Source organism: Pseudomonas sp. URMO17WK12:I7, from assembly GCF_003269045.1.
Taxonomy (GTDB): Bacteria; Pseudomonadota; Gammaproteobacteria; order Pseudomonadales; family Pseudomonadaceae; genus Aquipseudomonas; species Aquipseudomonas putida_J.
On record NZ_QLTL01000004.1, the window covers coordinates 100,589 to 112,722 of the forward strand.

Here is a 12,134-nt window from a genome sequence, read left to right on the forward strand (position 1 = left end):
ATACCAACAGCCAGGCGGCTCAAGCTCTGTGGGAGCGGGTTTACCCGCGAATACGGCGGTGGGCTTACTGCCGCATTCGCGGGTAAACCCACTCCCACACGGCTCTCCGATTAATTTGGATATTTGTATATAACCAGCGCTGTTCGAAACACAACACAGGCACAACAAAACTTACTGTTTCGTTCACCACCACACACTTCACAACCCGACAAACGCCCAACTTTCCGGCCTTTTGCCAGCTGGCACAGAAACTGCTCTCACCTGTTTTGACAGGCCTGACTATTCCCATAGAACGCCGAGGACCTACGATGACTTTCAAGGAATACAATGATGCGTGCGATTCAACTCCCTCCACTGCGCCTGGCCGTGGCCACGGCCCTGCTGGCCCCGGCCACGGTACTGGCCGCTGACCCGACCCTGGGCACGGTGACCGTGCAGGCCGCCAAGCAGACTGAAGTGCAACAGGCCGCCAGCGCCCTCGCCGAAGTGCCTGGCGGCACCAGCGTGGTCGACAGCGAAGAGGTCGCCAAAGGCCGTACTGCCACCCTGCAGGATACCCTCGCCTACCAGCCCGGCGTGTTCGTACAGTCCACCGGCGGTAACGACGCGGCTAAAATCTCGATCCGTGGCTCTGGTGCCAACACCTCGCCCGGCTACTTTCGCGAAGGCATCAAGTTCCTCTTCGACGGCCTGCCGCTGACCGGCCCCGGCGGCACTCCGTATGAATTCCTCAACGCCAGCGGCGTCAACTACACCGAGATCCTGCGCGGCGCCAATGCCTTCCAGTACGGCGCGCTGACCCTCGGTGGCGCGGTCAACTTCGTCAACCACAGCGGCTACAGCGCCCCCGGCCTGCGCGTGCGCGCCGAGGCCGGCAGCTACCACTACCAGAAGCAGAGCATCAGCTACGGCGGCGTCGAAGGCGACCTGGACTACTACCTGCAGGCCGACAACTACCGCAACGACGGTTACCGCGACTACAGCCTGTCGAAAAGCTCCGGCATCGTCGCCAACGCCGGCTACCGCTTCAGCCCGAAGCTGGAAACCCGCCTGCTGCTGCGCTACCGCGACGAAACCCACAACGACCCCAGCGCCACCACCCTCGACAACGCCCTGCACCACCCGCGCCGGGCCAGCGCTACCGCCGAAAGCAGTGGCGCCGGTGCGCGCCGCCCGGGCAGCATCTGGGTGGGCAGCAAGACCACCTACACCTTCGACGACGATGCACGCCTGACCTTCGGCCTGTCGTACCACGACTACCGCCACACCAACAGCCCGCGCAGCCCGAGCAACCCCAGCTACTGGGACTGGCACGACCTCGGCCTGCTGCTGGGCTATGACCGCGTCGACTACCTGTTCGGCCACGAGAGCCGCAGCAACATCGCCTTCACTTCGACCCAGCACCTGCGCGGTGGGGTGGATTCGGCCAACGGCAACAAAACGTCGCTCAAGCAGGTCAACTACAAGGACTCGTTCGACCGGGTAATCGCCCTGGGCAACGACATCAACCTGGTCGACAACCTGTGGCTCACCAGTGGCGTGTCATTCATCAACGTACGGCGCAAGGTCAATATCGACTACGCGGTGAACCCCAACACCACCCCCTTCCCGCAGCACGTCGACTACGACAACTGGAGCGTCGCCCCGCGTATCGGCTTGCGCTACGAGTTCAGCCCCGACCTGCAGGTGTTCACCAACTTCAGCCGCAGCATCGACCCACCCGCTTCATGGGAGTACTCCGGCTCCGGCCCGACCCTGCCCTACATCCGCCCGCTGGTGGAACAGAAGGCCAACACCTTCGAGGTCGGCATCAAGGGTTCGCACGGCATCTTCGACGGCAGCCTGGCGCTGTACCGTTCGTGGATCCACGACGAGCTGCTGAACGTGCAGCTCATCCCCGCCACCTCTACCGCGGCGGCCGTTACCGGCGCGTTCAATGCCTCGCCGACCATCCACCAGGGTGTCGAGGCCGGGCTCAACACGCGCCTGTGGGACAACCCCCAGGGCGACCTGGTGCGCTGGCGCCAGTCGTACACCTACAACGATTTCTACTACCGGCATGACGACACCTTCGGCGACAACCAACTGCCGGGTGTGCCCAAGCATATCTACCAGGGCGAGTTGCAGTACCAGGACCACAGCGGCTGGTACACCGGGGTGAATGTTCAATCAGCGTCGCGCACGGCGGTGGACTATGCCAACAGCCTGTATGCGCCGTCGTACACGATCTGGGGGGCGAACCTGGGGTATGAGGCGCCGAAGGGCAACTGGAAGGTGTCGCTGGACCTGAAGAACCTGGCGAACAAGGCGTACGTGACGGCTGTGACGCCGGTGTACAACGCGCGGGGGCTGGATACCGCGTCGTTCTGGCCGGGGGATGGGATCGGGGCTTATGTGGGGGTTGAGGTTCGTTACTGATTTTTCCTGTGACAGCCTATCGCGGATAAATCCGCTCCTACACCGGCCTTGTAGGAGCGGATTTATCCGCGAAGAGGCCAGTACAGGCTTACGCCGTCCGCGGCATCAGCTCATAGGGGTGCTTCCACCCCGGCATTGCCTGAATTCGCTGTTTCCAAGCCTCGATATGGCTGAACTCGGTCAACACGATCCCGGTATCCTCCGGCATGAACACATACCCCGCCAGCGACAGGTCGGCAATGGTCAGCCGGTCACCCACCATGAACGGCGTCTTCGCCAGGTGCGCATCGACAACCCGGTACGCCGCCGTGGCGCGTTCACGCAGGAAGCCCGTCACCTCGGTCTCGCCAGTCTTCTTCAGGCACAACAGGAAACGCAGCGCAGCGTAGTAGCTGGTGAACTTGTGGTTGTCGAACAGCATCCAGCGCCAGATCTCGCGTTTCTCGTTGTCGTCACCCGGGCCAAACTGGCCGGTGCGCTCGGCCAGGTATTCGAGAATCAGCGCCGACTGGGTCAGCCGCTGCCCGGCGTGCTCAAGCACAGGCACTTCGCCTTGCTCGTTGACCTCGTCGCGCCATTGCGGCTCGCGGGTCTGGCCGTTGAAGAAATCGACGAACACCGGTTGCCAGTCCTGGCCGGTGAGTTCAAGCATCAGCGCAGCCTTGTAGGCGTTGCCGGATTCGGCGAAGCAATGCAGCTTGTAATCGGACATAAGGTGACCTTCAGTTTCCATTGAATGATCGGCTGGACCACGCGGGGTCAACACAGACTACACAAAAGTATGCTTACATGCGCCGATCAACTCGCCAGGAAGGCCACCATGCCCTACCCCACGCTGCCCCGTACGTTGTCCACTCCACGCACCTTGCTGGTCCGCCCCACCCCGGCCTTCGCCCAGCAGCTGCAACAGGCGCTGATCGACAGCTACCCCCTGCATCAACCCTTCCTGGCCTGGGCCAAGCCTGATTGGACCTTGAGTGAAGTGCGCGACAGCCTGCAACTGAGCGCCGAGGAGTTCCTCGACCCGGCCAAGGAAAAGCGCTATTTCGTGCTGGCCGCAGGCAGCGGCGACGTGATCGGCTGCATCGGCCTGCGCCCCGGCAATGACGAGTATGAAGTGGGCTATTGGGCGAACCGTGCCAGCAGTGGCCAGGGCCTGATGCGCGAAGCGCTGACCTGCCTGCTGGACGCCGTGGATGCCCCGGTGTGGCTGACCACCGACATCGACAACCACGCCAGCCAGCGCCTGGCCGAGCGTGCCGGGTTCGTACCGGCAGGCAGCAAGCTGACCGAGCTCGACCCCAGTACCCCACGGCCGCTCTATCGCCGCCCAGCGGCCGGGCGCATGGGCAGTGCGTAACCCGCCACAGGTTCCGAAGACCGTGCAGTGCGTGTGGGAGCTGGCTTGCTGGCGATGAGGCCATGAGCCAAAACATCCCAACTCCCGTCCCTCGCGTTATATGCCCTTCGCCTACCCTGGTGCGAGAGTGGAGAAAACAACACGAATACCCCCCATGTACAGAAACACCTCTACCCCCGCGGACGACTAGGGTTGCGGCTGGTTCCACCTCAGCCCAAAGCGCCAGCCACGAGCCGCGCACCGGGGGCGGAGCGAGGCGCGCTGGGTGGTGCTCGGCGCGGGCTTCACCGGCCTTGCCGCGGCGCGGCAACTGGCGCTTCACCACCCTGACGACGAAATCATCCTGGTCGAGGCGCAGGAAGTCGGCTTCGGCGCCTCGGGGCGCAACTCCGGCTTTGCCATCGGCCTGCCCCAACCTGGTGGTGGTGCAGGATGAGCCGGCATTCGAGCTGGCCACGGTGGCAGCGTGCATGAATGGCTGGTTCTACTTCCTGTTGCATGACCTGCAGCAGTGGCTGACCGACAAGGGCCTGCCGACGGCTGAGGCGCGTGCTTTGGTACTGGGCAACATGCAGGACTGCGTGACCTGCGCGCAGCACCAGCCGGCGTCCACCTTGAAGGCCCTGGGGCAGGCGATCGCCACGCCCGGGACCTTTACTGCCGATGGCTTGGCAGTGCTGATGCATCAGCCGGCGAGTGCCAGCTGGGGGGCGGCTTGCGAGGTGGTGCTGGATGCCTTGCTGACCCGTTCGGGGTTACCAGGGCGATAGCGTTTAGCTGTTCTGGCCCTATCGCGGATAAATCCGCTCCTACAAGGGTTATGCGATCCCTGTAGGAGCGGATTTATCCGCGATGAGGCCTGCAGCCTTGATGCATCTCTAGCGCTGGCGATACACCCGCGCAGTGTCCTCTTCAAAGTGCTTCAGCTCCTCCTGCCGCCGCGTCTCAGACCAATCCATCGCCGCCGCACGGTGCGACAACTGCTCCAGCCGCTCGCGCCTCAGGTGAGGGTCGAGCCCCCACGGCAAACGCCGACGCAGGCCTTGCCGGGGCGCCGGACCGGTCGGAACGGGGCGCAACGCGCCCCCGGCACTTTCAAACCCAGCAGATGCCCTTCACTTCTTGCGCTGCATCCAGGCCGCGCCCAGACCACTCAGGCAGATGATGGCGATGCCCAGCAGGCTCGCGCTGTCGGGCACCTGGCGATAGATCAGCAACCCCAGCAACCCGGCAAACACGATCTGACAGTAACTGAACGGTGCCAGCAACGCAGGTGCTGCATGGCGAAACGCCTGGGTCAGCAGCAGGTGCGCACTCATGCCGAAACCGCCCAGGGCCAGCATCAGCAACCCGTGGTCCCAGCGCGGCACTTCCCAGAAGAACGGCACCAGCGCACTCATCACCAAGGTGTTGCACAACCCGGCGTAGAAATTGCTGGTAGTCGGGCTGTCGTAAGCCGCCAGGATGCGCGTGAGCAGCTGGTAAAAGCAGAAGCCCAGCGCCGAACCGAACGGGTACAGGATGGCCGGCGTGAACATCGCGCCACCGGGGTGCACCACCACGAGCACACCGATGAACCCCAGCACCACCGCCACCCACTGCCCTGCTGTCACCCGCTCCTTGAGCAAGGGCGCCGACAACGCGGTCACCAGTACCGGCGCAAGGAAGTTGACCGAGGTCGCTTCGGCCAGCGGCAGGTATTGCAGGCCGGTGGTGAACAGCAGGCTGGTGCTCAGCAGGCTCAGCGCGCGCAAGGTCTGCAACACCGGGCGCCGCGTACGCAGCACATTCAGGCCGGCCTTGGGCAGAAAAATGCCAGCCATCAGCAACGTGTGCACCACATAACGAGCCCACACCACCATGACGATCGGGTACAGCCCACCGAGGAACTTGGACAAGGCATCGTGGCTGGCGAACAGCAGCGTCGCCACCACCACCAGGGCGATGCCGCGCAGGGGTTGGTTGACTCCGGACAGCGGTGTGCTGGAACTCATGGCGTTCTCGACGGCGGCGCGGCTTCATGCTGCGCCAGGGGAAGGTGTGACAGCACGGATTCTAGAAGAGATACGACAACTTAAGGAAGTTCATTTCCACGCTTTGCGTGGGACGTTTGCCATTCCGTTCGCTTATCGACCACTTTCCACTTCACCCGCATGGCCCGTGCCGGGTAATACGCGCACCATCGGCGATGGACCCTCGACCTTGAACAAGGAGTTTTCATGCAACGGCTCACCACCCGCAACGGCCTCGACCTGCCCTGCATCGGCCTGGGCACCTGGCCGATGACAGGCGACGCGTGCACCCACGCTGTGCACCAGGCACTGGAGCTGGGCTACCGGCATATCGACACCGCCACCGCCTACGGCAACGAGGCCGCCGTCGGCCAGGCCCTGCGCGACAGCAGCGTGCCGCGCGAGCAGATCCACCTGACCACCAAGGTCTGGTGGGACCGGCTGGAGCCCAAGGCCATGCGCCAGTCGCTGGAAGACAGCCTGCGCGCGCTGGGCACCGAGCACGTCGACCTGTTCCACATCCACTGGCCCGGCAAGGACTGGGACCTGGCCCGCAGCATCGAAACCCTGGTAGCCCTGCGCGACGAGGGCAAGGCGCGCAGCATTGGTGTGGCCAACTTCCCGCTCGGCCTGCTGCGCCGGGTGATCGAGGAACTCGGCGCGCCGCTGTCGGCGATCCAGGTCGAGTACCACGTGCTGCTCAGCCAGCAACCGCTGCTCGACTACGCCCGCCAACATGACCTGCTGCTGACCGCCTACACCCCGCTGGCCCGCGGCCGTGCGGCCGAGCAGGCGGTGATCCGCGAGATCGCGCACAAGCATGGCGTGCTGCCGAGCCAGGTGGCGTTGAAGTGGCTGCTGGATCAGGATGGGGTGGCGGTGATTCCCAAGGCCAGCAGCCGGGAAAACCAGCTGGCCAACCTGGCGGCGCAGGAGGTGCGGCTGAATGAGGCGGACCGGGCACTGATTGCCGGGTTGCCGAAGGATCAGCGGGTGGTCAGCCCGGACTTTGCGCCGGACTGGAATAGCTGAGGCCTGCAATGGCCTCTATGCGGGTAAACCCGCTCCCACAGGGACTGCGCAAGCCTTGAAGGCTGTGGTGACCCTGTGGGAGCGGGTTCATCGAGGCGTCGAACCGCCGCGAATGGGCTGCAACGCAGCCCCAGGGCCCTGAGCCGACTACACAGAGACCTGCTTCAACCGCTCACTGGCCGGTGCCGGCCGCCCATACAGATAGCCCTGCAAGTGCGAGCACCCTTCCGCCCGCAGCCGCCGCATCTGCTCCTCCGACTCCACCCCTTCTGCCGTGGTCTTGATCATCAGGCTGTTGGACAGCTCGGTAATCGCGCGGATGATCGACATCGCTTCGCGGCTGTCGCACATGTCATGCACGAACGACTTGTCGATCTTGATGCGGTCGAACGGGAACGAACGCAGGTACCCCAACGACGAGTAGCCAGTACCAAAGTCATCCAGCGAAATCGACACACCCAGGTCTTTCAGGGCGCGCAAGGTGCGCACGTTCTCTTCGCTGTTGCCCAGCAGCACCGACTCAGTGATCTCCAGCTCCAGGCGCTGCGGCGCCAACCCCGAATCGGCCAGGGCCAGGGTCACGGTGTGGACCAGGTTGGCATTCTTGAACTGCACCGGCGACAGGTTCACCGATACGGTCTGCTCAGTCCCCCAGCTGGCCGCCTCCTGGCACGCCAGGTTCAACGCGCGGGTGCCGAGTTCGTGGATCAGCCCGGTTTCCTCGGCGATGGGGATGAAGTCCATGGGCATGACCATGCCCCGGGTCGGGTGCTCCCAGCGCAACAACGCTTCGTAGCCGGTCACGCTGCTGGTCAACTGATCCACCACTGGCTGGTAGTGCAGGTGCAATTGCCCCAGGTGCAGGGCGGTGCGCAGGTCGGTTTCCACCAGGCGCCGCTGGCGGGCGGCGACATCCAGTTCGAGGTGGAAGCACTCATAGCGGTTGCGGCCGTTGCGCTTGGCCTCGTACAAGGCCATGTCGGCGTAACCGAGCAGTTGCTCGGCCTGGTCGTTGTCTTCGGGCGCTATGGCGATGCCGATGCTTACGCCCACCGAAAACTGGTGGCCCTCGATCAGGAACGGCGGGCAGATCGCTTCGATCAGGCGCTTGGCGGTATTGCAGGCAGCTTCGCGGCTGTCCAGGTGGGTCAGCACCACGGCGAACTCATCACCGCCCAGCCGGGCCAGGGTGTCGTGCTCACGCAGCTCGCGGCGCAGGCGCTTGCCGAGCGCGCGCAGCAGCTTGTCGCCAAAGGCGTGGCCGAGGGAGTCGTTGATGTTCTTGAAATTGTCCAGGTCCAGGCACAGCGCGGCAGTGAGCTTTTCACCTTCGTGGCCGCGCACCAGGGCCTGCTTGAGGCGCTCGTGGAACAAGGTGCGGTTGGGCAGCCCGGTGAGCGCGTCATGGTGGGCCATGTGGTGGATCTGCGCATGGGCGGCCAGTTCTTCGGTGGCGTCTTCGGCCACGAACAGCACGTAATCCGCCTGGCCCTCGCACTGCTGGCTGAGCAATGCGCGGCTGCGCAAGGTGCGCGGGCCACAGGCGGTATCGACCCGGGTTTCGGCGGAAAAACCCTTGCTGCTGCGCGCGCCACGGCCGAGCTGGGTCTCCAGGTATTGCGCCGCAGCAGGTGCCAGGCACTCCCCGGGCGTGTGGCCGATCATGGGCTTGCCACGGCCACCGAACAGGCGCTCGGCCTGCTGGTTGGCGAGCAGAATACGCTGGCTTTCCAGGTCCTGAACGATGACGCTGGCGGGGATGTTGGCGATCACCGAGTCGAGGAACTGCGACAGGTTGGCCATTTCCTGGCTGTACTGCTCGGCCAGTTCCTTGGCCTGCAAAAGCTCAAGCTCCTGCTGGCGGCGCTCGGAAATGTCGCGGGTGACCTTGGCGAAGCCAACCAGCTGGCCGTGGTCGTCACGAACCGCCTCGATCACCACATGGGCGTGGAAGGCCGTGCCGTCCTTGCGCAGGCGGGCACCGATCTCTTCGAAACGGCCGGTGCTGCGGGCCTGCTCCAGGTTTTGTTCGGGCAACCCGGCGGCACGCTCGGTTTCGCTGTAGAACAGCGAGTAGTGCTGGCCGACGATTTCCTCGGCGCGATAGCCTTTGGCCCGCTGGGCGCCGGGGTTCCAGTTGGCGACAATACCGTCGGGGGTGAGCAGGTAGATGGCATAGTCCACCACGCTCTGGATCAACAGCCGGTACATGATGTCGGGGCTTGCGACTAGCGACATGAAATTTACCTGAACCTGCGACGTGCACGAAAGGAACCCCCAGCCAGAGCTGGACGGGTCTTGTAAAGCAGTGCTGGCATTATGCCTTGCGAGTCAGCTTTGTGAAGTGGGTCACAGAATTTTGCTGTATCAACCAGCACTCAGTGGAGGACCGAAGTCACCTGGTAGGTCAGCAGGTCCGGCTCATCGTCGGGGAAAATCTGTTGTACCGGCCGGTGCAGGTCGGCCACCACAGCCTTGCAGAACGCGACGGCGATCGGGTCCAGGGCATAGCAGCGCAGCAGCCAGTCACCTGGGCTGGCGAGGAACTGGTTGGCCACGGCGCGGCCGATGCCTTGGCGCCGATAGCGCTTGAGGATGAACAGGTCAGCCAGCTCCAGCGCCTCGATGCCGGGCAATTCGCTGCGCTCGACCAGCACGAAGCCGGCGATGTAACCGTCCGCCAGCACCAGGCTGGCGCTCCAGCCTGGAGACTGCCAGTAGCGTTGCAGATGCTCTTCGTGGATGTAGAAGCGGCCGTCCACCTCGACGTCTTCCTGCTCCCAGTCGGAGGACTCATAGGCGTAGAACTGATAGAGGTTGCGGATCAGTTCGGCCTGGTTGGGGGTGGTGGGCAGCAGTTCGATGGGCAACATGGCAGGCGGGGCTCGGGTAAAAGGCCATTCTAAGGCTTTTGCATTGCCTGCACTGGCCCGCGATAAACAGCAGGCGGCTACCAGCGCTGACCTCGGCAACGTGGGAATAGGCATTGGCGCTGGGGTGGTACAAGCCTTGGGGATTGGACAGCTGGAATGCGTGGGTCATGGAACGCTCCTTCGTGTGAATGAGCGTCCGAGTCTGTTGGCTCAAGTGAGGTAGAGGTCAAGCAGGTATAGGATTTTTCTTTATTGCGCTAAAGAAGCTCAACACCGCGTATGTAGGATTACGCCCCGCAGTTCGCTAGATTGAAGCTCCCGGCACGGAGGCCAGAGCCGCGGCGCAGCGCCGCTTCACTGAAGGAAAAGCCATGAGCAAGCCCTACGCGTTCCAACTCGCCTATACCATCAGCCCAATCAACAGTGACCACGAGGCTGATGCCGCAGCAGCGCGCACTCACCTGCGTGAAGAAATGGGCTGGAAGACCTCCGGCAAGGTCGAAACGACGCTACACGGTGAACTGGTCCTGGCCCCAGGTACCCCTGAAGAAAAACGCAAGGAGGCCGGCAAGTCGATCCGTGCCCGCATCCGTGACGCGTTCAAGGCGCTGGAGGTGCAGGACACGGTCGGCTTCGCCGGCAGCCTGATGGTCAGCGGCCTCGACCCGGCCATCAAGATCGGCATCAGCCCCGACTGAAACCACCGGTATCAGGCGCTGCGCGCCTGATACCGGTGCGGTCATTTTTCCTGCAGCACCGCCCTGCCCTTCACCGCCCGCGGCCCACGCCAGGCCCAGAACAGCAACCCAGGGAACGGTGCATAGACCACGAATACGACCCACAGCATCTTGCGTTCCGCGCGCCGATCGCTGCCGATGATTTGCCAGATGGCGAAGATCTCCAGCAGGATGACCAAGGCCGCGACAATGATCCAGATCGTTCCGATTTCCATGAGCACTCTCCCGTTGGCATGTAAGGTGTTGGGTTACTGCCGGCGGCGAGGGTTCATTCCGATTTGCTATTGGCGCAAGGCCTGGGACACCGCGTTGACGAAAACCGCCTGCTCGTCATAGAGGGAACTCGGCGTTTCGGCGTTCTTCCAGGTCGACCACTGCACCATCACCAGCTTCTCGGCCGGGTTGATCGCGATGGTCTGGCCGTAGATGCCCAGCGCCCAGAAGGTCTGGTCACTGGTCGTGGTCTTCTTCGGCTCAAGGTTGGCATCGGCAGCCGGTGCGTTGTACCACCACTGGTAACCGTACTGCCCATTCGGGGCCGCCGCCGTCACCGAGCCCTTGGCCTGGGTCCAGTGGGTGGAGCGGGCGATCCAGTCATCCGGCAACAGTTTTTCGCCGCCGGGCAACTGCCCGCCACTCATCACAAACTGGCCGAAGCGGCCCCAGTCCCGCAGCGTGGCGTTGAAACCATGCCCGCCCATGTCGACCTTGCCCGGCACCAATGCATGCCAGACGCCGTCCTGCTGCATGCCGTAGCGGCTCCAGACCTGCGCTTCGAGGTTCTTGGCCAGTGTCTGGCCGGTGGCATTTTCCAGAACCCGGCCAACCAGCCAGGCGCCGCCGGTGTTGTACGACCACACTTCACCGGGTTTCACGCCTGGCTTGCGCTTCACCGACTTCACCAGGTTGAACACGCAGGTGTAAGGGTCTGGCGTCGCTTCGCATTGCGTCATGTGGGAGAAGTCGGAATCCTTCGAGGCGTAGTTTTCGTCCCAGACCACGCCCGAGGTGTGCTGCAGCAACTGATGCAGGGTCACGTCCTGCCAGGCGGTGCCTTCGAGCTCGGGGATGTAGCGGGTGATCTTGTCGTCCACCGAGTGGATCTTGCCCTGCTTGATGGCTACCCCGACCAGCACACTGACCACCGATTTGGCCACCGAGCGAGAGGTCCACAGGGTCTGCGGGGTATTGCCCTGTGCGTAGTGCTCGTAGGCGATCTTGCCGTCCTTGACGATCAGCAGGCCGGTAACGCTCTGGTTGCGCTCATAGTCGGCGATGCCTTGTGGCTTGCCGTCCAGGGTGTAGCGCACCGCGTCCAGCTTGTGGGCCGCTTCGGGCAGCGGGAACGGCTTGGCGCCCTGGGTGCTGAACACATCGCCGCCATACAGGCGGTAGGTATTACGGAAGCCGACCACCCGGGTGGCCTGGTCCCAGTTGAGCATGTCCTTGGCCGCAGGCAATGTCTTGTCGAAGGGGTGCGGGCAGGTTTTCAACCCCGGCACGCCGCAGGGCCCCTTGTCTTCTGCAGCATGGGCCACGCCACTCATGGCTGCTACGACGGCCAAGGCAGTCAGGGATGTTCTTATTGTTGGAAATGCCGGCATGGGCCGCTCCTCGCAAGGTGTGGAAGTACGCCCAGCGAGTCTGGACAAGTTGCCAGGGACGGAAAAGCACAATAAATTTGCAGTCACTATTAAAAAAA

At 63.5% G+C, this 12,134-nt stretch carries 11 protein-coding genes and 2 pseudogenes; 6 read left to right on the forward strand and 7 right to left on the reverse strand.

Annotation, left to right across the window (positions count from 1 at the left end):
• Positions 1-330: 330 nt before the first annotated feature.
• Complete coding sequence (locus tag H040_RS06365; RefSeq protein ID WP_033696549.1) at positions 331-2,418, forward strand: TonB-dependent receptor family protein; 2,088 nt, start codon at positions 331-333, stop codon at positions 2,416-2,418.
• A gap of 88 nt (positions 2,419-2,506) precedes the next feature.
• On the opposite strand, the gene H040_RS06370 is transcribed toward H040_RS06365, so the two are convergent.
• Positions 2,507-3,130 (reverse strand): glutathione S-transferase family protein, encoded by a 624-nt coding sequence (locus H040_RS06370; RefSeq protein WP_027920404.1) that lies wholly within the window; start codon positions 3,128-3,130, stop codon positions 2,507-2,509.
• Positions 3,131-3,238: 108 nt separating this feature from the next.
• On the opposite strand from H040_RS06370, the gene H040_RS06375 reads away from it, so the two are divergent.
• The 3 genes and pseudogenes from H040_RS06375 to H040_RS06385 all read left to right on the forward strand — a co-directional run bounded on the left by H040_RS06375 (position 3,239) and on the right by H040_RS06385 (position 4,548).
• Positions 3,239-3,778, forward strand: coding sequence for a GNAT family N-acetyltransferase (locus tag H040_RS06375; RefSeq protein WP_027920405.1), 540 nt, complete (start codon positions 3,239-3,241; stop codon positions 3,776-3,778).
• A 154-nt stretch (positions 3,779-3,932) separates the two neighbouring features.
• Positions 3,933-4,202: pseudogene (locus H040_RS06380) on the forward strand (FAD-dependent oxidoreductase); the annotation flags it as partial.
• Positions 4,203-4,236: 34 nt separating this feature from the next.
• Positions 4,237-4,548, forward strand: a complete 312-nt coding sequence (locus tag H040_RS06385) for a pyrroline-5-carboxylate reductase dimerization domain-containing protein (protein WP_371260269.1) — start codon at positions 4,237-4,239, stop codon at positions 4,546-4,548.
• Between the two features lie 345 nt (positions 4,549-4,893).
• Here the strand turns inward: H040_RS06385 and H040_RS06395 are convergent, their stop codons facing one another.
• Positions 4,894-5,772 (reverse strand): DMT family transporter, encoded by an 879-nt coding sequence (locus H040_RS06395; protein WP_027920406.1) that lies wholly within the window; start codon positions 5,770-5,772, stop codon positions 4,894-4,896.
• A 225-nt stretch (positions 5,773-5,997) separates the two neighbouring features.
• Here H040_RS06395 and H040_RS06400 point away from each other — a divergent pair, with 225 nt between their 5' ends.
• A complete protein-coding gene (locus tag H040_RS06400; protein ID WP_027920407.1) occupies positions 5,998-6,822 on the forward strand; it encodes an aldo/keto reductase in 825 nt (274 codons plus the stop codon).
• Positions 6,823-6,969: 147 nt separating this feature from the next.
• On the opposite strand, the gene H040_RS06405 is transcribed toward H040_RS06400, so the two are convergent.
• The 3 genes and pseudogenes from H040_RS06405 to H040_RS27650 form a co-directional block, all read right to left on the reverse strand.
• A complete protein-coding gene (locus tag H040_RS06405) occupies positions 6,970-9,060 on the reverse strand; it encodes a sensor domain-containing protein (protein ID WP_027920408.1) in 2,091 nt (696 codons plus the stop codon).
• A gap of 140 nt (positions 9,061-9,200) precedes the next feature.
• Complete coding sequence (locus H040_RS06410) at positions 9,201-9,695, reverse strand: GNAT family N-acetyltransferase (protein WP_027920409.1); 495 nt, start codon at positions 9,693-9,695, stop codon at positions 9,201-9,203.
• Positions 9,696-9,747: 52 nt separating this feature from the next.
• Positions 9,748-9,864 (reverse strand): annotated as a pseudogene (locus H040_RS27650) (RidA family protein); the annotation flags it as partial.
• Between the two features lie 202 nt (positions 9,865-10,066).
• Here H040_RS27650 and H040_RS06420 point away from each other — a divergent pair.
• Positions 10,067-10,393: a hypothetical protein gene (locus H040_RS06420; RefSeq protein ID WP_027920410.1), complete on the forward strand. Its 327-nt coding sequence runs from the start codon at positions 10,067-10,069 to the stop codon at positions 10,391-10,393.
• Positions 10,394-10,434: 41 nt separating this feature from the next.
• Here H040_RS06420 and H040_RS06425 read toward each other — a convergent pair whose 3' ends face one another.
• The gene (locus H040_RS06425) at positions 10,435-10,647 is read right to left on the reverse strand and encodes a PLDc N-terminal domain-containing protein (protein WP_027920411.1); all 213 of its coding nucleotides are present in this window, start codon (positions 10,645-10,647) and stop codon (positions 10,435-10,437) included.
• A gap of 66 nt (positions 10,648-10,713) precedes the next feature.
• Entirely contained in the window at positions 10,714-12,036 is a 1,323-nt protein-coding gene (locus tag H040_RS06430; protein ID WP_027920412.1) for a serine hydrolase domain-containing protein, read from the reverse strand.
• Positions 12,037-12,134: the final 98 nt, after the last annotated feature.